Consider the following 20,468-nt stretch of genomic DNA (forward strand, 5'->3'; position numbering starts at 1 on the left):
ACGTAGGGAAGGCCGGGGGCGAGATTCCCCCCGGCCTTCCCTACGTTCCGCTTTCCGTGAGCCGCGGCGAGCTGATCCGCCGCCGGCGCCACAGCGAAGCGGACGCGGCCGCCCGCACATTCCGGGACGGCAGAGGGATCTGCGACAACCGGCGGATCCTCTGGGCGTCAGCCGACTACCTCCGCCGCGCACGCACATAGGACATCGGCGTCAACACCCGCCCGCGCTCGTCCACTTGGACCGCGTCCGGGCCCGGCCTGGCGGCGGTGTCCGGCGCGCCCGCCTCGCTCATCCTGGCCAGCAGTTCATGGGTGAAGCTCGTGGCGAAGACGGCTTCGGTGATGTCCAGGATGTGCCAGTACCGGTCGAGATTCGCGTGCAGATTGTCCTTGCTGATCAGGGCATCCTCCACGATCGGTGTCCCCGACGGCACGGATTCCGCGAAGCAGAAAAGGTGGAGCGTGGCGTCCGGTCCGCACACCCGGTGGAGCGCGGCGGCGTACGCCGACCGCTGCTCGTCGTTCAGGCAGTGGTACAGACCGCTGTCGAGCACGGTGTCGAAACCGGTCCCGACACCCTGCAGTTCGGTGGCGTCGGCAACCAGGAACCGCACCTCGACACCATGGGCCGACGCGCGCTGCCCCGCCTGCTCGATCGCACTGGGCGAACCGTCCACACCGGTCACCTCGTACCCCTGGCCCGCCAGCAGGATGGCGTTCTCACCCAGTCCGCAGCCAGCGTCGAGCACCTTGCCCGCGAAGCCTCCCGCTCGCGCCAGGTCCACAACGGCCCGCTGGGGCTCGCCGATGTCCCAGGGAATTACCATCTCACCCGGTTCAACGCCGCCGAAGGCCGCGCGGCCCGCGTACAACGCGTCGAATTCCATGTTCTTTTGAGAGAAGGTCCGTTCTTCCGTAGTCATGCCGGTCCCCTTGTCGCTCGCAAGCTCATCAACTAACAGTTGGTGAATCTGGATGGGCCCCTGGTGCAGGGGCAGTCAGGTGATCGTCACTTGTCGCTCGGCCGATCGGGATCAACTCCGTAACGTAACGGAGATTCCCCGGGCCTACAGGACACTCTTCGCCTCCTGGGCCGGCGCGACCGCGGGGACTGCCGCGGGACGCATCCGTGACGCGACAATCAGCGTGAGGACGACGACCGCAGCCATGGCCAGGAAGACATCGGAGTAGGCGGCGCCGTCATCACCGGAGAAAAGGGGGTTGATGGCGTCGCTGCCGCTCTGCTGCCTCGCGGACACCAGCACGCCGAACACTGCGGGGCCGGTGCCGGCTCCGAGGAACTGAGCCCCCTGGAGGATCCCGAGGCCGACGCCGGCCTGCTCGGGGGGCAGTTCGCCCGCCGCGGCGCCGATGAGGGTGGTCATCACCAGGATGAAGCCGATGCTGAGCCCGAAGATCCCGATGCCGGCGGGGATCACCGAGGAGCCGCCGGTGAAGGTCGAGAGTGACAGGGAGAAGACTCCGATGAGGGTGAGCCCGGCGAGCACCAGGGAGCGGGTGCCGACGCGGTCGGCGAGGCGGCCGATCAACGGCGAGAGAAGGGCGACGGCGACCCCGGCCGGGATCATGACCAGTGCGCCCTCTCCCGGGGTGAGGCCGTTGACCTCGACCACCAGCAGCGGGACGAACACCAGGCCACCAAGGTTGACGATCATAGCCAGGAACGCGACCAGGATGCCGGTCCGGTAGACGCGGTTGGTGAACAGCGCGGGCGGGACGAACGGCTGCTCGACGCGGACGGTGCGCAATCCGAAGAGCACGAGCGCCGCGACCGCGACCACGAGGCTGCCCCAGGACAGCGGAGCGGTGAAGCCGGAGACCTGCGCCTGGGTCATGCCGAACAGGACCAGCCCGGCCCCGAGGCCGAGGAGGATGCCGCCGGGAAGATCGAGCCGGCCCCCGCCCGCCGGGGACTCGTCCGGGAGCACGCGCAGGGCCGCGGGAAGCAGCAGCAGCGCGACCGCGAACATGATCCAGAACAGCGCGGGCCAGCCGAGCAGCTCGCCGACCCCGCCGCCCACCGCCGGTCCGGCGGCGGTGCCGATGCCCGCGCCCGCGGAGACGACGCCGATCCCGACGCCGCGCTTGTTCGCCGGCAGCAACCTCGTGACGGCGATGATCGAGAGCACCGGGATCGCGGCCGCTCCGATGCCCGTCACGATCCGCCCGATCACGAGCACGGCCAGACTCGGGGAAATCGCGCAGATCAGGCTCCCGACGGCGTAGACCACCAGCGCGAAAGCGAAGAGACGCCGCAGGCTCACCCGGTCAGAAATACGGCCGTAGAGGGGAATTCCGACCGAGAACATCAGCAGGAAGCCGGTGACGACCCAGGCGAGTTCCGCCTCGGAGGCCCCGAACTCGGCCCCGATCGTCGGAAGCATCAGAACGACCATGTCGCTGGCGGTGACCGTGACGAGGATCGCCGGCATCAGCACCGCTAACAAGGCCATTCCCGGGCCGGTCCGTTCGGTCGTTGTCGACGTGGAAGTCATTCGACACGTCCTTCGGGTGACTTACTGCCACCATCGTAGTTACAGTTAGGGCAAAAGAATAGCGGAGGAACGCGCCTCCGCCATGGTCAGCTAGTGATTGGGTTGCGCGAGCTCACGTTCACTGGCCAGTACCTGCCGGACCAGGTGGGCGATCGTCGTCCGGCCGAGCCGCTCTTCCATGGCTCGCTCCGCATCCCGGAACTCCACCTCGAGCAGGCCCTGCATATTGCGCCCCACCTCGCATTCAGCACTCGGTGGATGCGGGTGCCGCGACAGGATCGGCCCCGCCTCGACGGCGGTGTACGCGTCATAGAGCGTGATCTCACGTGCGGGACGGACAAGCAACCAGCCGCCGTTGCGCCCCTCGGCGGACGAGACCAGACCGGCATCCCGCAGGCTGCCGAGGATCCGCCGCACCAGAACGGGATTGCTCGCCAGACTGTCGGCGATCTCCGCGGAGGTCAACGAGCGATCACCCCAGCGCGCCAGCATCGTGAGCGCGTGAATCGCGACCGCGCTCCTGCTGCTGACACTCATCATGACTCCCTCTCGACCGGACCTCACCGATCGAACCGCAACCAGGTTAGTGACAGTTCAATCCGCGTGTCAATCCGGGGGCCGACCGGGCTCCGACCGTGGCCACGCACGAACCCTTGAGTTCTTCTCGGAATATGGATGCGCGACATGCCGTTCCGTCGCACCGATTCGACGGGAAAGCCAAAAGCGCCGACGCACTTTTGCGTTTCCATGGCGGAACAGCCCGAAGAGTCGCGCCCCTTGGACGAAATGAACCTGCGGACAGTCCGCAATGACAGCGGAAGCATGTGCAGTACCGTGATGCGCGGACGCCGGGTGCCAAGGGCTGTCCCGTAGGCCGACCAGCCACGAGGAGGAACACCTGTGGAGCGGGTAACCAGCACAATCCTCGAATCGCTGCCCGGTCCGCCCGCCCGTCCGGAATCGCCTGATCTCATCCGTCTCCTCGGTGGCCCCCGCAGCGAACGGGCCCCGCGAACGTGCGGCTGCCGGGTCACCCGCGATTGCCAGTGCCCCACGCTGCTCAGCCTCGGTGTCGACCGGGGTGCGGTCGTGGCCCAGGCCGACGCCCAGTTGTACGACGCCGACCGGTGCCCCGACTCCGGGTGCGTATGGCGCTCTTTGCTCGCGCTCGTGTTCGCCGGCGATCTCATGCTGGCGGACCTGCACTGCTCGCGCCTGTCCGAGCAGCCCCGCTGGTCCGGCACCAGCCCCGCGGCGCAGGTGGTGCAGATCGTCCGCAGCCGGATCGGTTTCCTGGTCGGGGATCCGGGCGGCGCCCGGCGCATCCTCGGAGAGCTCGTGCAGGCCCCGATCGCCGAATCGCTGGAGGCGGTGGTGGTGGGCTGGCTCACCGAGGCGCTGGTCCAGTTGGGCGAGCCGTACACGGCGGAGAACCTGCTGATCGGCCGCGGCTATTCGGGAACCCTCCCGGCGCACCTACCGGGCAAGGCGCTCCTGCTCCACGCGAGAGGGCAGCTCCATCTCGCGCTGCGGCGGTCGAACCGCGCGCTGAACGACTTCCTGGCCTGCGGGGCCGAGGTCGCCGCCTGCGATTTCGCGAATCCCACGGTGATCCCGTGGCGCACCGGCGTCGCGCTGTGCCTGCGTGAACTCAAGCAGGTCGAACTGGCGCGCACGCTCGCCCGCACCGAGCTCACCGGAGCGAGGCGATGGGGCTCTCCTCGGGAGATCGGCAGGACCTTGCTCACCGCGGCGCTGCTGGAAGACGGCTCGGACGCGAGGGATCTCGTCGCCGAGGCCGTCGATCTGCTCGCCACGTCGGACGCCCGCGGCGACGTCGCGTACGCGGCCCACGTCCTCGGCGCCATCCCGGGGCTCCAGCATGATGTGGCGGGAGTGCGTCAGATCCTGCGGCGGATCACCGATCTCACGCAACGGAGCGGGAGCCGGCACGCCGCCGACCGTGCCGCCGAGGAGCTGTCCGGGTTCCTGTCCGTCCACGGCGATCCGGTCCTGACCAAGCACGAACTCGGTGTGGTCAAGCTGGTCTGGGCCGGGTACAACAACACCGAGATCGCAGACCATCTGTCGCTGAGGCGCCGCACGGTGGAGCACCATCTGTCCTCGATCTACCGGAAGTTCGGGCTCGCCAACCGGCGGCATCTGTTCCTGGCGATGACCGAGTTCCTCTGAAGTGCCCGTTCGCCGTCACCACGGCCAACGAAATTTCTTGTTCTCGGGAACCAGCCAGTAATGGTCGAGTTCGACCCTGTCGAACAGCCATCGTCCGTCAGCGAGCACATAGCTGTCGGAAAACCGGCCGACACTCTGGTACACCAAGTCCTCCTTGTCGAACCGCACGTGCTCCTCGAAGAAGCAGGCGCCGGTCGCGCGGTCGCCGTCGACCGCCACCTGGTGGACCTGGTTGAAGTTCATCAGTACCACCTCGGAGGCCCCCTGGAACTCGACCATCTTCGGCAGCAGGGTGCTGTAGTACTCCTGGATCGCCGTGCGGCCACGGATGTCGCCCAAGCTTCCGTAGTCCAGGTGCGCGTCCGTCGTGAACAGAGCGCCCAGGCCGGTCCAGTCCAGGCTGTTGAGGCAGTGGTGGAAGGCGTTGCGCAGCTTCGTGAGCTCGCGGATCGCCTCCAGCTCCCGCACTCTGGCCGACAGCTCGTCCATCCGGGCCTCCAGGCCCACCCCGTCCGCCATCATGATTCCTCTCGAGCGCAGTCGGATCCCGTTCTGTCTCTTGCCGAAACCACGCCCAGGGTCGCACTCGCACAATGGCATCACAAGGCCCGCACCCCTTTTCTGGGGCCACTCCGAAATGCGTGAATTCACTCGCCCTATCAGGGGCAAGTACGCAGGGAATGTCGGCGACATCAAACGGGAGACACCGTGAACCAGTCGAAGCGAATCGCCCTGATCAGTGGTGCGGGCCGCAACATCGGGGCGGCGACGGCCAAGGAGCTGGCCGGCCGTGGATACCACGTGATAGTGAACTACCGCAGCGACGCCGGCGCGGCGGCGGAGGTGGTCACGGCGATCGAGGCGCACGGCGGCACGGCCGAGGCGGCCCAGGCCGACGTCTGCGTCGCCGACCAGGTCGACGCGCTGGTAGAACGGGTGCGGGCCGACCACGGGCGCATCGACCTGCTGATCTGCAACGCGAACACCGTGACACCGCCCTTCGTACCCTTCTCCGAGCTGGACTTCGACACGTTCGCCGCGAAGATCAACGGGGAGCTCGCCGGCTCCTTCTTCCTCACTCAGCGCACGCTCGCCGTCATGCGCCGGCAGCAGTCGGGCAGGATCATCTACATCTCCAGCACAGCGTCGGACACCATCGGCATGGCACTGGCCCATTCCGTCGCCAAGGCGGCGCTGAACACGTTCAGCCGCCACATCGCCGGTATCGCGGCTCAGTACGGGGTAACGGTGAACGCCGTCGCCTTCGGCGCCGTGCACACCGACGCCACGTCGAATTTCAGTGAGAGCTTCTGGAAGTACACGACCGACCGCTCCGTGGTGGCGCGCAGAGTGCAACCGGAGGACGCGGCCCGCGCCGTGGCCCTCGTCGCCGACGACGGCTTCGGGTTCACTTCCGGCCAGGTGATCCGGGTAGACGGCGGGTTCGAGGTGCTGGACCAGCAGTTGCATCCGCTGGCGGACAGCTTCCTCTGACGGCGGCACGCGGGGACGGCCGCCGGTGCCCGGCTCTACGGGCCACCCGTAGGTTTCCTTACATCCCCTTGTTGCCCCCGAAGAAAGCATGAGACTGTGTGGTCGGCCAAAAGGGGGATATCGGTTCTTGGTGATTTCGGTGTCCTGGCATCCGAAATCACCTTTCCCAATTCGTGAAAGAGATGGGCATAGCATTCTGGGGGACGCTGTGAACCGACAAAATCTCGCGCACGGAGCACCACTCGCTGACCGTTCGACACGTTGTCCGGCCGCCCGGCCGACGCGGCGAATCTCCTGGCTTCGCGGCTCGGACAAGCCCCGCTCCGGGTGCCTCGACGGATACACGTGAAATCAGTTGTCGCGGACAGGCGATTGGGGACAACGAAATGACCGCGTCGGACTTGGACCGTCAGCGTGCCGTGGGCAAACCACGCCGCCTGCTGGCGGAAGCCAGGAGGAAACGGCAGGAACTCGTCTCCCGGGGGCGCTGGCAGGAGGCGGACGTTCTGGTCGAACGCGCCCTGCGGGACGCCCTGTACGACGCGAGTGCGGTCAGCGGACCGGATCTGGCTTACCTGGCCTACGCTCCGGGTGCCCAGGCACTCGGCTCCGAGGAAGGCGACGGACGGTTCGGATACAGCACGGTGGCACGCTCGGGTGCGGTTCGTGCGTTGCTCCTGGCCAACCGTGGCCTGAACCGGACCGAGGCCGTCCGCCAGGCCAATCTCGTGCTGGTTTCCCCCGGGCGGGACGACGTCGGCGGCTTCTGGGCGGCCGTGCTCACATTGATCTACGCGAACGAGCTGCCGGCCGCGAACAGTGCTTGTGTGCGGGCGAGCGCCGTACCGCTGTGGACCCGATCGGCTCTCCACCGGGATGCGCTGGCGCTGCTGCGCGGACGGATATGGGCGGCCTCGGGCAAGATGCCGAAAGCGGTTTCGGCGTTCGGCCGGGTCCGGGAGCGCAACACGAGTCCTCAGCTCGCCGGGGTGGCCGCCGCCTGGTATGCCGAGGCCCTCAGCGCGGTCGGGCAGCACCGGCAGGCGTACATCGAACTGCACGAAAGCGGGTTCGACGGTGCCGGTACGAATCACCCCGAGCGAGCGCAGCTACTCGCCGCCCGCAGCGCCGCGCATCTCGCCGCCGGAAACTTCCAGTTGGGGCTCGAAGACGCACTCGCCTGTGGCGAATGCGTGGGCACGTGGGGGGTTCATAATCCGGCCGTCCTCCCGTGGCGTTCACGGGCCGCGCTCTGCGCGTCGGCGCTCGGGCGATCCGACTTCGCCGTCGTGCTCGCGCGGCGGGAGCACGAATTGGCCCAGCGGTGGGGAACAGTTCACGCGCGGGGGATCGCCCTGCACGCGCTCGGCATCGCCCAACGGGACTCCAGGGGGGTCGAGGCATTCCTCGAAGCGGAGTCGTTGCTGTCCAGGTCACTCGACACCATGGAGACGGCCAAGGTGCGATACGGCCTCGGGTGCCTGCTGCTGTCGCTCGGACGACTCGAAGAGGCGAGGGAATTCCTCGGTGCCGCGGCCGACACGGGCTTCCAGCCGTGGTCGGCCTATGCCGCCGCCACCGTTCGGCGGATGGCCGACGACGGCTGGAAGCCGTCGCTCACCGAGCAGGAGAAGAAGGTCGCCAGGCTCGCGCTCGCCGGCCGGACCAACAAGGAAGTGGCGCTCGGTCTGCACCTGACGGCACGCACGGTCGAGTTCCACCTCTCGAACACGTACCGCAAGCTCGGTATCTCCGGGCGGGAAGAGCTGGCGACAGCGGCCTTACTGATCGGCTGAGACCACTGGCATGACCCACTGCCCACTCCCCCGGTGCGGGGCGTAGCGGGCCTTCAGCTCCGCCAGGTCGCCGTGGAGGCGACTTCGCCGTGGTCCATGAGCACGATGCGCTTGCACAGTTCCTCGACGTCGTCGAGGTCGTGGGTGGTGAGGACGACCGTGCTGCCGGACCGGCGGTTGAGTGCGGCGACGAAGCCGCGTATGCGCTCCTTGGCAAGGACATCGAGTCCCACGGTCGGTTCGTCGAGGTAGGCGAGCGTTACGGGCACGGTCGCGCCAGAGCGTGGCCCCGGCGACCCGTACGGTGTCGACGGACCGCTGGCGCAGCGGCCGGGCAGGAAGGGCTTCAGCGGCCGGACCGCGGCCCGCTTTCGCGTTCGTCATCTCCTGCCGACAGCACGGCTGCCGGGTCCGTCCCGTTTTCCGCGGCACGTCCGAACCGGTGCGCCTACTCTCCCAGGGCGCCGGACTTGAAGCCGTCGCTGGTGGCAGCGGGCGCGGCGGGAGACTGTCGGGGCCTCAGCAGGCCCTCGCCGAGCCTCAGTTGCTCATCCGACGCGCACCGCGCCGGCACCGCCCCGGCCAGGTCCGATGCAACATGAATATTAAATCCAAGATTGAACCGTTGCCCTCGCTCGGGGCCGGATGACAGATTGCGTGGCGCAACGAGGTTCCACTGCCCGGGGTCGGGGGCGCTCGCGGATCATCACGCGGGTCTGCCCGACAGCAGCGCGCGGCACCCAGGCATCGCGACAACCACCGTGGCGCGGCGCTGCGCCACCCACTCGTACGGCGTTGTACGACACCCCGCAGACCAGCGAAGTCGACCCACCCTGACTCCGTGACGGACAACGGCCCGGCTCAGCCGGACCGTGAAAGGCGATGTCGGTAGATGACTAGCAGTGAAAGCTCAAGATTCTCCCGCCGGACGCTTCTTCGGACCACCGCGGCGGCCGGCGCCGGTGCGGCCGCGACCGTGATCCACCCGGGCGCCGCCTCGGCAGCGCCCGCGACCCCCCTGACCAACCATGACCAGGCGTCCCCCGGGCAGAAGAGCGGACGCGTCCCGACCCCGGCGGAGTACTTCGGAACTCCGATCGGAACCGAGGGCTTCCTGGCCCGATGGAACAAGATGGTCCCGTACTTCCAGCTGATCGGTGCTCGCAGCGACCGGGTGAAGTACGAGGAGATCGGCAAGACCACCGAGGGAAATCCGTACGTCCTGCTGACCATCAGCTCTCCGAAGAACCTGGCCGATCTCGACAAGCTGGTCGCCACCAACGCCAGGCTGGCCGACCCCCGCGGGCTGTCCGAGGCCGAGGCGAAGAAGCTCGCCACCAAGAGCAAGCCGTTCTACTACGTGCAGGCCGGCATCCACGCGACCGAGGTCGGCAACTCCCAGGCCGCCATCGAGTGGGCCTACCGGCTGGCGACCGAGAAGTCCGACTACATCGAGAAGATCCTCGACAACCTGGTCATCCTGCTCCAGCCGTGCCAGAACCCGGACGGCCTCGTCCTCGTCAACGACTACTTCGCCGCCACGGCCGGCACCAGCTACGCGCGCACCTACCCCGACCTGTACCAGAAGTACACCGGTCACGACGACAACCGCGACTGGATCATGCTCACCCAGGTCGAGAGCAGATACAACGTGTCGATCCTGAACAAGTACCGGCCCCATGTCTTCCAGGACTCCCACGGCGCCGGTGCCAACGCCCCCCGGCTGTTCACACCGCCGTACCTGTCGCCGTACGACCCCAACATCGACACCATCCTGGTGCAGCAGACCGACACGGTGGGCCTGGCGATGCAGCGGGGCATGACCGTCGCCGGCATGAAGGGCAACGGCTGGGGTTCGACGTACGACTACTGGTCCCCGTCCCGGCAGTACTGCGTCTACCACGGTTCGGCGCGCATCCTGACCGAGGCGGCGTCGGCGTCCAACCTCGCCTACCCCAATGTGGGGACGAAGCCGCTCGGCCAGCAGACCACAGACATCAACTTCATCGAGCCGTACGACTCCACCACCTGGACGCTGCGCGACATCATCGACTGGGTCTCCCAGGCCTTCTACTCGGGCCTGGAGGCGGTCGCCTACGACACCTACAACTGGCTCTACAACTCCTACCGCGTCGGGGTCAAGGCGGTCACCCGGACCAGCCCGTACGCGTATGTCATCCCGGGCGGGCAGCGTGACCCGCAGGCGGTCCACGACGCCCTGGAGATCTTCCACCTCGGCGCGGTGGAGATCCATCAGGCACGGTCCGCCTTCACCGCCGGCGGCAAGCAGTACCCCGCCGGGTCGTACATCATCTATCTCCAGCAGCCGTACGCCGGGTTCGCCAAGACGCTGCTGGAGGTGCAGGACTACCCGCAGTTGCTGCAGTACCCCGGCGGCCCGCCGCAGCGGCCGTACGACACCACCGCGCAGACCCTGCCGATGCTGCTCGGTTTCGAGGCCGACCTGATAGAGGCGTCCTTCCCGGCCGACGCCAGGCTGCTGAGCTCCGTCAGCCCCGCGACGGTCGCCACGCCGTCCACACCACGGCGCGACGGGGCGTACGCGATCGGACCGGAGTCCTACGGGGTGTTCCGGATCGTCGCCGCGCTGCAGAAGGCGGACATCCCCACCTTCCGTGCCGCAGCCCAGTTCACCGACGGCGGTCGCACCTTCCCCGCCGGCACCTTCCTCGTCCCGCCGTCATCGGCGGCCCGTGAGCTTCTGCGCACGCAGTCGAAGAACACCGGCATCCCGGTGTCCACCGTCGGCGCGGTGCCGTCCGTGGCCGGTGCCCAGCTCAAGCCGGGCACGAGGATCGGCCTGCTCAAGCCCCCGGACAACATGCCGTCCGGCTGGCTGATGTGGACGTTCGACCAGTACGGGGTGAACTACTCGGTCGTGGAGGCCGGCGACTACGCCGACCTCGCCGGCAAGTACGACGCCATCATCATGCCGGACGGGGTCAGCAGAAACTCCATCGTCAACGGGCTGAGCTCGACGAGGTACCCGCCCGAGTGGGCCTGGGCGTTCGGCGTCGGCACGACCGGCTGGAACCAGCTGCGCGACTTCGTGACCGGCGGCGGCACACTGGTCACCTTCGGCAGCGGAACCGCCACGGCCCAGTCGCTGTTCAGCCTGCCCATCACCTCCACCCTGCCCAGCGGCTCCAACTCCGACTTCTACTGCCCGGGATCACTGCTCAGCCAGGAGTTCGACACGAACAACCCGGTGGCCTGGGGTGTGCCGGCGGACAACCCCGTGTGGTTCGTGTCCAACGACGCGTACCAGCTGACCGACACGAGCACCTACCCGGTGGAGGTGGTCGCCAAGTACCCCGACAGCGATGCCCAGTTGAAGAGCGGCTGGCTGATCGGCGGCGAACACCTCAACAAGGCGGTCAACGGGCTGTCCTGGACGATCGGCAAGGGTTACGTCGTCACGTTCGGCAACGAGATCGGCTTCCGCACCTGGAACCGGTCCGAGCAGCGGACGCTCTTCAACGCCGCGTACCACGGGCCGTCGACGAAGCTCACGGCCGACCAGTTCAAGCGCCTCGGAAAGTAGACCGCGTGGTGGGGACGGGCCCTCCCGCCCCCACCACCGGCCATCCCCCGCCCACCAGAGAGGAAGACCCGGTTGTACCCCGACGACGGGACCTGGACCAGCGCGCTCACCCACCTGGAATGCGGACGGTGCGCCGAGCGGTACGACGCGGACGTGCCGCAGAACGTGTGCCGCTGCGGCTCGCCGCTGCTGGTCCGCTACGACCTCGACCGGGTCCGGGCCTCGGTCCGACCGCAGGACATCGCGTCGCGCGGCGCGGACCTGTGGCGGTACCGGGAGCTGCTGCCGGTACGGGATCCCGCGCATGTGATCACACTCGGCGAGGGCTGGACACCGATCGTGCCACTGTCCGGGTACGGCCGGCGGATCGGGGTACCGGGCCTGCTGGCCAAGGACGAGGGAATGCTGCCGACCGGCAGTTTCAAGGCGCGGGGCGCGGCCGTCGGTGTTTCCCGGGCACGTGAACTGGGAGTACGGCGCCTGACGCTGCCGACCAACGGCAACGCCGGCGCCGCCTGGGCCACCTATGCCGCGCGGGCGGGCACGGAGTGTCTGGTGGTGATGCCCGAGGACGCTCCCGAGGTGACCCGCAAGGAGTGTCTGGCGGCCGGCGCGCGGGTGTACCTGGTGGACGGTCTGATCGGCGACGCCGGTCGTATCGCGGGGCAGGCGGTACGGGACGGCTGGTTCAGCGCCGCGACGCTGCGCGAGCCCTACCGCATCGAGGGCAAGAAGACGATGGGCCTGGAGATCGCCGAACAGTTCGGCTGGCGGGTGCCGGATGTCGTGGTGTACCCGACCGGCGGCGGTGTGGGCCTGATCGGTATCCGCAAGGCGCTCGACGAACTGGCCGCGCTGGGCTGGATCACCGGGCGGCTGCCCCGGTTCGTGGCCGTGCAGTCCACCGGCTGCGCGCCGATCGTGCGGGCCTTCGAGTCGGGGGCCGAGACAGCGGAACCGTGGCCCGCGGACCAGGCGCACACTGTCGCGTTCGGTATCAACGTCGCCGCCGCGCTGGGCGACTTCCTCATCCTGTCCGCGCTGCGGGACAGCAAGGGCACGGCGATCGCCGTCGACGACCGGGACATCCTTCAGGAGCAGCTGGCCTGTGCGACCGCCGACGGTGTGCTGATGTGCCCGGAGGGGGCGGCGACCCTGGCCGCGGTACGCCGGCTGCGCGCCGACGGGTGGCTCGACGGGGACGAGGAGGTCCTGGTACTCAACACCGGCAGCGCGGTCAAGTACGCCGACACCCTGGGGGTCGGCGTACCGCCCCTCCTGCGACGCGACGCGGATCTGCCACCGGAGGCCTCGGCGGCCGAGGCGACCGGCACAGCCGGCAACGGTCGGACACCGCGATGACGGAGCCGCCGAACGTGGACGGTCAGCCCGCCGGGTCACCCGCGGACACACGGCCGGCGATGGTGGAGCTGCGCGGGGTACACAAGTCCTACGGCAGTGTCGAGGTGCTCAAGGGCGTCGACCTGACGGTGGCCCGCGGGGAGGTCGTCGCCGTCATCGGCCCGTCCGGCGGTGGCAAGAGCACCCTGCTGCGCTGTGTCAACCTGCTGGAGCCGGTGACCTCCGGCCAGGTGCTGCTGGAGAACGAGGACCTGACGGGACCCGGTGTCGATCTGAACAAGGTGCGCCGGCGCATCGGCATGGTGTTCCAGCAGTTCAACCTCTTTCCGCACCTGTCCGCCGTCGACAATCTCACCCTGGCGCCACGCAAGCTGCTGCAACTGCCCAAGGACCAGGCGCGGGAGCGGGCCACCGCGTTGCTGGACCGCGTGGGGCTGGCCGGCAAGGCCGGCGCGTACCCGAGGCAACTGTCCGGCGGGCAGCAGCAACGGGTCGCCATCGCCCGCGCGTTGATGATGGACCCGCACGTGATGCTGTTTGACGAGGTGACCTCCGCGCTGGACCCGGAGCTGGTCAGCGAGGTCCTCGATGTGATGCGCGACCTCGCACGCTCCGGGATGACGATGCTGTGTGTCACCCACGAGATGGGCTTCGCCCGTGAACTGGGCGACCGCCTGGTGTTCATCGACGGTGGTGTGATCGCGGAGCAGGGCCGCCCGGCCGATGTGCTGGACCGGCCCCAGAACGACCGTACCCGCCAGTTCCTGCGCAAGGTTCTCAGATAGCCCGCCCGAGCGGGCAGAAGGAAGTACGTCGTGAGATCGAAATACGGCACTCTCATCGGTGCGGCGATGGTCCTGGTCCTCGCCGCGGGCTGCTCCTCCTCACCCGACGAGTCGTCCTCGTCCACCGCCGCCTCCAGCAGCCCCGTGGACGTGGGGGCGCCGCTGCCCGACGCGGTGAAGAGCAAGGGCGAACTGACCGTCGGCGTCAAGTGCGACTACCCGCCGTTCGGATACATCGACGAATCGTCGAAGAACGCGGGCTTCGAAATCGCCATCGCCCGCCAGATGGCCTCCTACGCGTTCGGCGACCCCGACGCGCTGACCCTGACCTGCGTGACCGGATCCAACCGGGTGTCGTTCCTGAACTCCAAGCGCATCGACCTGATCGAAGCGACGATGAACTACACCGCGGAACGCGCCCAGACCATCGACTTCTCCACCCCCTACTTCGACAGCGGTGTGAAACTGCTGGTGCCCAAGGACTCCCCGATCAGCTCGTTCGAGCAGTTGGCCGGCAAGCCGGTCATCAGCATCTCCGGCGCCACCGCCAGCCTCTGGCTGACCCAGTGCATGAAAGACGTCAAGCAGACACTGTTCACCGAGACCAGCCAGGCGCTGACCGCGCTGAACCAGAACCGCGGTGTCGCGTTCGCCCAGGACGACACCCTTCTCCTCGACCTGGCGGCGAAGAACCCCGATCTCAAGGTCGTCGGCGAGGTCAAGGCCGACAGCCCCTGGGGAATGGGCGTCCGCAAGGGTGACGCGCAGATGCTCGCCTGGGTCAACGGCGCCCTCGCCCACATGCAGCAGACCGATTTCTTCTGGACCGAATTCCAGAAGACCGTCACCGACCCTTCCGTGCAGGAGCAGTTCGCCAAGTACGTACCCCGGCCGGGCAGTGAGCTGACCTACCCGTCCGGTTCCACCCTGAAGTGCTGAGCATGTCCGACGACTCCGGCTACCACTTCGACCCGGGCTTCATCGCCCAGCATCTCGGCGAGCTCGGCGCCGGCCTGCTGCGAACGCTGGCGATCAGCGCCATCGGCATGGCCGGTGCCCTGATCGTCGGCGTTCTGCTCGGCGCGATCAGCACACTCCGCATACCGGTCGCCCGGCAGCTGATCACGGTCTACGTCGAGGTGTTCCGCAACACCCCGCTCCTGGTACAGATCTTCTTCCTCTACTTCGCGCTTCCCGAAATCGGTCTGCGACTCGACAGCTTCACCGTCGGCTGGCTGTCACTGCTCCTGTGGGGCGGCGCCTACAACGCGGAGAACTTCCGTGCCGGCTTCGAAGCCGTCGAAGGCGGCTACGTCGAAGCCTGCCGGGCCCTCGGCTTCCCGCGCCTGGCCGCCTTCCGACAGGTCACCCTCCCCCTCGGCGCCCGTATCGCACTGCCGTCGGTCACCAACATCCTCATATCCGTCTTCAAGAACTCGTCGTTCATGGTCGCGATCAGCTTCCCGGAACTCACCGAGACCGCTGTCAACATCGTCGCCGTCACCTTCCGGGCGTTCGAGATGTTCCTCGCCATCGGCGTCGTCTACCTGGGACTGGTCTGGCTCATGTCACTGGGCGCCGGGGCCATCGAGCGTCGCTTCGCGATACCAGGAGAACACTGATGCCCCCATGGGTCGGACCCGTAGCCGGCTACCTCGCCGACGGCCTGCGCGAAACCGCCCTGCTGGCCCTGGTCAGCATCGCCGCCAGCCTCCTGGCCGGAACCCTGCTCGGCACCCTGCTCACCCTGCCCAGCAGACCGGTCCGGGCGGTGGTCCGGGCCTATGTCGAAATCTGGCGGGGCCTGCCGATCATCATCATCCTGTACTTCATCTTCTTCGTCCTGCCCATCATCGGCGTACTGGTGAACACCTTCACCGCCGCCGCCGTCGGACTGTCCCTGTGGGGCAGCGCCAACATGGCCGAAGTCGTCCGCGGCGCCGTCCAGTCGGTCCCCCGGGGGCAGGCCGAGGCCGCCGCGGCGCTGGGCTTCTCCTGGACCGGACGCATGCGGCACGTCCTTCTGCCCCAGGCCGCCCGGCGAGCGCTCCCCCCACTGATCGGACTCGTCGTCAACCTCACCCAGCAGACCTCGCTGGCCGCCGTCATCGGGCTGCTCGACATCCTCGAAGCATCACAACGCTCCATCGAACGACTCACCCTCTCCGGCGGCTCCTCCCACGCGGTACCGATCCTCGGCGCCGTACTCGCCGTCTTCTTCGTCATCTGCCTGCCGCTGACGATGCTGTCCCGCTGGTACGAGCGCAGACTTCACTGACGCGCCCGCCCGCGCCCTACCCACTCCGGGGAAGTACCGTGATCGGTAGACATCTTCACGGAGAAAAGGGGGGCTCCGGCGACCATGACCGTCCCGCGCCACACTCTATTGAACGCCGCCTACGACCATCTGCGGGCCGCCATCCTCGAAGGCTCCCTCACCCCGGGCTCCCGCGTCACCGTCCGTCCCCTGACCGAGCAGCTCGGCCTCAGCCCCACCCCCATCAAGGCCGCCCTCGCCGCACTCGAACGCGAAGGCTTCCTCATCTCCGTCCCGCACCGCGGCTACTTCGTCCCCGAAGCCACCACCGACGACCTGCTGGAACTGTACGAGCTGCGGGAGGCGCTCGACGGAATCGCCGCGCGCCGGACGGCCGGCGCCCCTGATCATGACCAAGTCGCCGCCCAGCTGGGCGAGTTGCTGGAGAGGCAACGCGAGGCCATCGAGGCGGACAATCTGCACTCCTACGGGGAGTTGGACCTCGCGTTCCACCGCCTCATCTGGGAGGGCTCGGGCAACCGGCGGCTCATCCCCATCGCGGAGAACCTCATCGCCCAGGTGCGCCTGGGCAACCGTCTCTCCGCGCGGGCGCCCGGCCGGCTGCCGGTCGCCATCGAGGAGCACGAGGCCATTCTGGAGGCGATCCGGAAGGGCGACGCGCGCGCCGCGGAGCGGCACATACGCCTCCACGTCCGTGGCGCGGGCCGGGCCATGCAGCGCTACCTCGACGTACGGAGTACGGAGGAGCAGCCGCGGCAGCCGTGACTTCACGCCCCCGGTGCGCGGTCGAGCGGAAGCGCCCCGCCCGGCCGCGTGCGGACGTGGTTGATGGCACCCGCCCGTGGTCCCGTTCGACAGCGAGCGGGCCCGGGAGGTCACTTGATCTCCTCAAGGCCGCCGCCCGCGGACCGCTCGTCCACCGGGCCGCCGTTCTCCCGGACCATTTCGCCGGCGGTCTTCCTGCTCCCCACCAGACTGTTGGCCAAACGCGTCTGCTTGGACAGCGGCTGCCGCTCGAACCACTGCTGCTGCTTCGGTGACAGCCCCTGTACGAACTGCTCGACGATCGGGTTCACTCGCGCTCAACTCCCATCTCCTCGGCCGCCCGGCGAGCCCCCCACTCAGAAGCCCGCCGCCGTGACACGGCCCCGGGACGGCCCCCCATCCCTCTCCCCCCACAGACACCCACGAAGCACAAGCACCACGCGGGCCCCCCGAACGAGACATCCTCGGCACCAGGTTGACCCGCCGCCCCGGCACTCCCCCGCCCCGAGCAAGACCCTCCGTCTCACCCCGGGATTCGACGGCGCGGATCCCCCAGGAAAGGGTTGGCACGATCACCCGGGCAGGTCCTACGGTTGCGCCCATGCCCATGCCCATGCCCATGGCCGCTTCACCACTGTCCGCGTATCCCCCGTTGAACGTGCGGGTGCACACGCCCCGGCTGTCTCTGCTGGGGGCGACGGACGAGCTCCTGGAACGCCTGGTCCCCGTGGTGCGCAAGGGGGTGGCAGCCGGCCCTCCATGGCCCTTCGACGATCCGATGTCCCTGTATGAGGACGGTCCGGAACGCGAGTGGCGCTGGCTGCGGGGGATCTGGTCCGGCCGGGGCCGGGTCGGTGCCGGCTCCTGGCGCCTGTACTTCGTCGTGACCGTCGACGGGGAGCCGGTGGGAATGCAGGATCTGATCGGCGTCGACTTCGGCACCTTCGGAACGGTCACCACGTTCTCCTGGCTGAGCCCCGATGTGCGCGGCAGCGGGCTCGGGAAGGAGATGCGCCGGGCGGTGCTGCATCTGGCCTTCGAAGGGATGGGGGCCGGTGAGGCGGGCAGTGACGCGTTCGTCGACAACCATGCCTCCAACCGTGTCTCGGAGGCCCTGGGGTATGTGCCGAACGGTGTCTCCTGGGACACCCGGCGGGGCGAGCGGGCGCAGATCACATGCTGGCGGCTGACCCGCGAGGAGTGGGCCAGGCAGCGGCGTGACGACATCGAGCTCGTCGCCGTCGCAGACTGTCTGCCCGTCCTCGGGATCGTCCCGCCACCGCCGGGATAGGGCCGGCCGTGTCCGGCTGTCAGCGGCCCTTACGCACCTGGGCGGCTTTTCTGGCCTCCGCGGTCTTGCGGGCTTCGGCCGCCTTGCGGGTCTCCTTCGGGGGACGGCCCGTACGGGCGCCCAGGCCGCGGAAGGGCGTATTGCCGGTCTTCGCCTTGTCCCCCGCCGGGGGGCGCCTGGCGCCGGTGATGCTGGTCAGCTTCTCCTCGCCGGACCGTACCTGCGTGACCGTCGGCCGGATCCCGGCCTCCGACATCATCCGGTTCACCTCACGCCCCTGGCCGGGGGTGACGAGGGTGACCACACGGCCGGATTCGCCCGCGCGCGCCGTGCGCCCGCCGCGGTGGAGATAGTCCTTGGAGTCGGCGGGCGGATCGACGTTGACGACGAGGTCGAGATCGTCGATATGGATACCGCGGGCGGCGACATTGGTGGCCACCAGCACCGTGATCTCCCCGTCCTTGAACTGGGCCAGTGTGTGCGTGCGCTGCGGCTGGGACTTCCCGCTGTGCAGGGCGGCGGCCCTGATGCCGCTGCCCCGCAGGTGGCGGGTGAACTGGTCCACGCCGAGCTTGGTGTCCAGGAACATCAGTACCCGCCCGTCGCGGGCCGCGATCTCGGTGGCGGTGGCGTACTTGTCGGCGGGATGGACGTTCAGCACATGGTGTTCCATCGTGGTGACCGAGCCCGCCGCCCGGTCGACCGACGCGAACACCGGGTCGTGCAGGTAGCGCCGGACCAGATGGTCGACATGGCGGTCGAGCGTCGCCGAGAACAGCATCCGCTGTCCCTCGGGACCCACCTGGTCCAGGATCTCGGAGACCTGCGGCAGGAATCCCATGTCGCACATCTGGTCGGCCTCGTCCAGCACCGTGATCCGTACCCGGTCCAGATGGCAGTCCCGTCGGCCGACCAGATCGGCCAGCCGGCCCGGGGTCGCGACGACGACATCGGCGCCGCTCCGCATCGATGTCGCCTGCCGCCCGATCGACAGCCCGCCGACCACTGTCGCCAGCCGCAGCCTGAGCGCCTGTGCGTAGGGTTCCAGTGCCTCGCTCACCTGCTGCGCGAGTTCCCTGGTCGGCACCAGGACCAACGCGAGGGGCCGCTTCGGCTCGGCGCGCCGGCCCGCCGTACGGACGAGCAGCGCGAGCCCGAAGGCAAGCGTCTTGCCCGAGCCGGTCCGGGCGCGGCCGAGGACATCGCGGCCGGCCAGGGCGTTCGGCAGGGTGGCCGCCTGGATGGGGAACGGCTCCCGCACGGCGTGGGCGGTCATGGCCTTCACCAGTTCCGGCGGCAGATCCAGCTCGGCGAAGGACTCGGCCGGCGGCAGGCCCGGGGCCACCGGCTCGGGCACCGAGAGTTCGCCCCTCGGCGCCCCGGTACGGTCGCTCCTGCCGGCGCCGGAGCGGCCTGAGGCTGACGGCTTCGCGTTCATGGGGACCCTTCCTCGGTCTGGCGCCCGGAACGGACCGGGGTCCGTACCTTTCTCGGTACGGACCCCGGCTGTGTCGAAGCGTGAACCCATTTTACCAGCGCACGGCTCCCTGCGGCCGGTCACGGCGGCATGCCCGGCCCGGCGGGGTCCGCACGGGCGTTCACTCGTCCAAGTGGTTCAGGCATCGCGGACATATGAGCGTTCGACCGGGGCGTCCGTGCGCGCTTCGGACGCCGCGCGGGCCCGGAGGTCATGACACCGCTACTCGAACCGCGCGGTGTCGCCCGCGCCCCGGCGTACGATCTCCGGTTCGCCGCCGGAGAAATCGATGACCGTGGTCGGCTCCGTGCCGCAGTCGCCCGAGTCGAGCACGGCGTCCACGACATGGTCGAGTCGTTCCTTGATCTCCCAGCCCTGAGTCATCGGCTCCTCCTCGTCGGGCAGGAGCAGGGTGCTGGAGAGCAGCGGCTCACCGAGTTCCGCGAGCAGGGCCTGAGCGACGGCATGGTCGGGGATCCGGACTCCGACCGTCTTCTTCTTCGGGTGCAGCAACTGGCGCGGCACCTCCCTCGTCGCCGGCAGGATGAAGGTGTACCTGCCGGGTGTCGCTGCCTTGATCGCGCGGAACACGTCGTTGTCGATGTGGACGAACTGACCGAGCTGCGCGAAGTTCTGGCACACCAGTGTGAAGTGGTGACGATCGTCGAGCTTCCGGATCGTGCGGATGCGGTCGATACCCTCACGGCTGCCCAGCCGGCAGCCCAGCGCGTAACACGAATCGGTCGGATACACGATGAGCGCGCCGGACCGGACACTGTCGGCCACACCGCTGATGGTGCGCCGCTGGGGGTTCTCGGGGTGTACGTCGAAATACTTCGCCATCCGCCGAGCTTAGGACAGCGTCCTACGTGCAGACGGCTCGTCGGGCTCGGCATGGGGCGGGGTGGGTGGAGTCGCCACAGCCGACCAGGATCGCCACAGCCGGA

The 20,468-nt window shown here is 68.5% G+C and carries 19 protein-coding genes; 11 read left to right on the forward strand and 8 right to left on the reverse strand.

Annotated features, from left to right (window positions below):
• Positions 1–175 precede the first annotated feature (175 nt).
• The 3 genes from ACWGDX_RS03660 to ACWGDX_RS03670 all read right to left on the reverse strand — a co-directional run bounded on the left by ACWGDX_RS03660 (position 176) and on the right by ACWGDX_RS03670 (position 3,055).
• The gene (locus tag ACWGDX_RS03660; protein ID WP_405983524.1) at positions 176–922 is read right to left on the reverse strand and encodes a class I SAM-dependent methyltransferase; all 747 of its coding nucleotides are present in this window, start codon (positions 920–922) and stop codon (positions 176–178) included.
• 144 nt (positions 923–1,066) lie between these two features.
• Positions 1,067–2,515, reverse strand: a complete 1,449-nt coding sequence (locus tag ACWGDX_RS03665; RefSeq protein ID WP_453621868.1) for an MFS transporter — start codon at positions 2,513–2,515, stop codon at positions 1,067–1,069.
• 90 nt (positions 2,516–2,605) lie between these two features.
• Positions 2,606–3,055, reverse strand: coding sequence for an Rrf2 family transcriptional regulator (locus tag ACWGDX_RS03670; protein WP_365901278.1), 450 nt, complete (start codon positions 3,053–3,055; stop codon positions 2,606–2,608).
• Positions 3,056–3,604: 549 nt separating this feature from the next.
• On the opposite strand from ACWGDX_RS03670, the gene ACWGDX_RS03675 reads away from it, so the two are divergent.
• A complete protein-coding gene (locus tag ACWGDX_RS03675) occupies positions 3,605–4,708 on the forward strand; it encodes a LuxR C-terminal-related transcriptional regulator (protein WP_453621870.1) in 1,104 nt (367 codons plus the stop codon).
• A gap of 15 nt (positions 4,709–4,723) precedes the next feature.
• Here the strand turns inward: ACWGDX_RS03675 and ACWGDX_RS03680 are convergent, their stop codons facing one another.
• On the reverse strand, positions 4,724–5,230 hold the full coding sequence (locus tag ACWGDX_RS03680) for a nuclear transport factor 2 family protein (protein WP_453621872.1): 507 nt from the start codon (positions 5,228–5,230) through the stop codon (positions 4,724–4,726).
• Positions 5,231–5,416: 186 nt separating this feature from the next.
• On the opposite strand from ACWGDX_RS03680, the gene ACWGDX_RS03685 reads away from it, so the two are divergent.
• Together ACWGDX_RS03685 and ACWGDX_RS03690 are read left to right on the forward strand one after the other, a co-directional pair.
• Complete coding sequence (locus ACWGDX_RS03685) at positions 5,417–6,202, forward strand: SDR family oxidoreductase (protein WP_382853733.1); 786 nt, start codon at positions 5,417–5,419, stop codon at positions 6,200–6,202.
• Positions 6,203–6,588: 386 nt separating this feature from the next.
• Positions 6,589–7,998: a helix-turn-helix transcriptional regulator gene (locus tag ACWGDX_RS03690; protein WP_453621874.1), complete on the forward strand. Its 1,410-nt coding sequence runs from the start codon at positions 6,589–6,591 to the stop codon at positions 7,996–7,998.
• A 53-nt stretch (positions 7,999–8,051) separates the two neighbouring features.
• Here the strand turns inward: ACWGDX_RS03690 and ACWGDX_RS03695 are convergent, their stop codons facing one another.
• A complete protein-coding gene (locus tag ACWGDX_RS03695) occupies positions 8,052–8,267 on the reverse strand; it encodes a hypothetical protein (RefSeq protein ID WP_453621876.1) in 216 nt (71 codons plus the stop codon).
• Between the two features lie 623 nt (positions 8,268–8,890).
• On the opposite strand from ACWGDX_RS03695, the gene ACWGDX_RS03700 reads away from it, so the two are divergent.
• The 7 genes from ACWGDX_RS03700 to ACWGDX_RS03730 all read left to right on the forward strand — a co-directional run bounded on the left by ACWGDX_RS03700 (position 8,891) and on the right by ACWGDX_RS03730 (position 16,753).
• Entirely contained in the window at positions 8,891–11,563 is a 2,673-nt protein-coding gene (locus tag ACWGDX_RS03700) for a M14 family zinc carboxypeptidase (protein ID WP_453621878.1), read from the forward strand.
• 72 nt (positions 11,564–11,635) lie between these two features.
• Positions 11,636–12,925, forward strand: a complete 1,290-nt coding sequence (locus ACWGDX_RS03705) for a threonine synthase (protein WP_453621880.1) — start codon at positions 11,636–11,638, stop codon at positions 12,923–12,925.
• Complete coding sequence (locus ACWGDX_RS03710; RefSeq protein WP_453621882.1) at positions 12,922–13,710, forward strand: amino acid ABC transporter ATP-binding protein; 789 nt, start codon at positions 12,922–12,924, stop codon at positions 13,708–13,710. The genes ACWGDX_RS03705 and ACWGDX_RS03710 overlap by 4 nt, the downstream gene beginning before the upstream one ends.
• 30 nt (positions 13,711–13,740) lie before the next feature.
• The gene (locus tag ACWGDX_RS03715) at positions 13,741–14,649 is read left to right on the forward strand and encodes a transporter substrate-binding domain-containing protein (RefSeq protein WP_453621884.1); all 909 of its coding nucleotides are present in this window, start codon (positions 13,741–13,743) and stop codon (positions 14,647–14,649) included.
• A 2-nt stretch (positions 14,650–14,651) separates the two neighbouring features.
• Positions 14,652–15,332 (forward strand): amino acid ABC transporter permease, encoded by a 681-nt coding sequence (locus ACWGDX_RS03720; protein WP_405983532.1) that lies wholly within the window; start codon positions 14,652–14,654, stop codon positions 15,330–15,332.
• Positions 15,332–15,988 (forward strand): amino acid ABC transporter permease, encoded by a 657-nt coding sequence (locus tag ACWGDX_RS03725; RefSeq protein WP_363082954.1) that lies wholly within the window; start codon positions 15,332–15,334, stop codon positions 15,986–15,988. Before ACWGDX_RS03720 ends, ACWGDX_RS03725 begins: the two co-directional genes overlap by 1 nt.
• A gap of 84 nt (positions 15,989–16,072) precedes the next feature.
• Positions 16,073–16,753 carry a GntR family transcriptional regulator gene (locus ACWGDX_RS03730; protein ID WP_453621886.1) on the forward strand — a complete coding sequence of 227 codons (681 nt, stop codon included), beginning with the start codon at positions 16,073–16,075 and terminating at the stop codon, positions 16,751–16,753.
• 110 nt (positions 16,754–16,863) lie between these two features.
• On the opposite strand, the gene ACWGDX_RS03735 is transcribed toward ACWGDX_RS03730, so the two are convergent.
• Positions 16,864–17,064: a hypothetical protein gene (locus ACWGDX_RS03735; protein WP_453621888.1), complete on the reverse strand. Its 201-nt coding sequence runs from the start codon at positions 17,062–17,064 to the stop codon at positions 16,864–16,866.
• Between the two features lie 290 nt (positions 17,065–17,354).
• Between ACWGDX_RS03735 and ACWGDX_RS03740 the strand changes: the two genes are divergently transcribed.
• Positions 17,355–18,044: a GNAT family N-acetyltransferase gene (locus ACWGDX_RS03740; protein WP_453621890.1), complete on the forward strand. Its 690-nt coding sequence runs from the start codon at positions 17,355–17,357 to the stop codon at positions 18,042–18,044.
• Positions 18,045–18,063: 19 nt separating this feature from the next.
• Here ACWGDX_RS03740 and ACWGDX_RS03745 read toward each other — a convergent pair whose 3' ends face one another.
• Positions 18,064–19,482 (reverse strand): DEAD/DEAH box helicase, encoded by a 1,419-nt coding sequence (locus tag ACWGDX_RS03745; protein WP_453621892.1) that lies wholly within the window; start codon positions 19,480–19,482, stop codon positions 18,064–18,066.
• Between the two features lie 261 nt (positions 19,483–19,743).
• Positions 19,744–20,364 carry an L-threonylcarbamoyladenylate synthase gene (locus ACWGDX_RS03750; protein WP_363086279.1) on the reverse strand — a complete coding sequence of 207 codons (621 nt, stop codon included), beginning with the start codon at positions 20,362–20,364 and terminating at the stop codon, positions 19,744–19,746.
• Positions 20,365–20,468: the final 104 nt, after the last annotated feature.

The organism is Streptomyces sp. NPDC055025 (genome assembly GCF_053608565.1).

Bases quoted from the DNA above. Each gene is read 5' to 3' on its own strand.
- ACWGDX_RS03660 (WP_405983524.1), bottom strand. From the start codon at position 922: ATGACTACGGAAGAACGGACCTTCTCTCAAAAGAACATGGAATTCGAC.
- ACWGDX_RS03665 (WP_453621868.1), bottom strand. From the start codon at position 2,515: ATGACTTCCACGTCGACAACGACCGAACGGACCGGCCCGGGAATGGCC.
- ACWGDX_RS03670 (WP_365901278.1), bottom strand. From the start codon at position 3,055: ATGATGAGTGTCAGCAGCAGGAGCGCGGTCGCGATTCACGCGCTCACG.
- ACWGDX_RS03680 (WP_453621872.1), bottom strand. From the start codon at position 5,230: ATGATGGCGGACGGGGTGGGCCTGGAGGCCCGGATGGACGAGCTGTCG.
- ACWGDX_RS03690 (WP_453621874.1), top strand. From the start codon at position 6,589: ATGACCGCGTCGGACTTGGACCGTCAGCGTGCCGTGGGCAAACCACGC.
- ACWGDX_RS03700 (WP_453621878.1), top strand. From the start codon at position 8,891: ATGACTAGCAGTGAAAGCTCAAGATTCTCCCGCCGGACGCTTCTTCGG.
- ACWGDX_RS03710 (WP_453621882.1), top strand. From the start codon at position 12,922: ATGACGGAGCCGCCGAACGTGGACGGTCAGCCCGCCGGGTCACCCGCG.
- ACWGDX_RS03720 (WP_405983532.1), top strand. From the start codon at position 14,652: ATGTCCGACGACTCCGGCTACCACTTCGACCCGGGCTTCATCGCCCAG.
- ACWGDX_RS03725 (WP_363082954.1), top strand. From the start codon at position 15,332: ATGCCCCCATGGGTCGGACCCGTAGCCGGCTACCTCGCCGACGGCCTG.
- ACWGDX_RS03730 (WP_453621886.1), top strand. From the start codon at position 16,073: ATGACCGTCCCGCGCCACACTCTATTGAACGCCGCCTACGACCATCTG.
- ACWGDX_RS03740 (WP_453621890.1), top strand. From the start codon at position 17,355: ATGCCCATGCCCATGCCCATGGCCGCTTCACCACTGTCCGCGTATCCC.
- ACWGDX_RS03745 (WP_453621892.1), bottom strand. From the start codon at position 19,482: ATGAACGCGAAGCCGTCAGCCTCAGGCCGCTCCGGCGCCGGCAGGAGC.
- ACWGDX_RS03750 (WP_363086279.1), bottom strand. From the start codon at position 20,364: ATGGCGAAGTATTTCGACGTACACCCCGAGAACCCCCAGCGGCGCACC.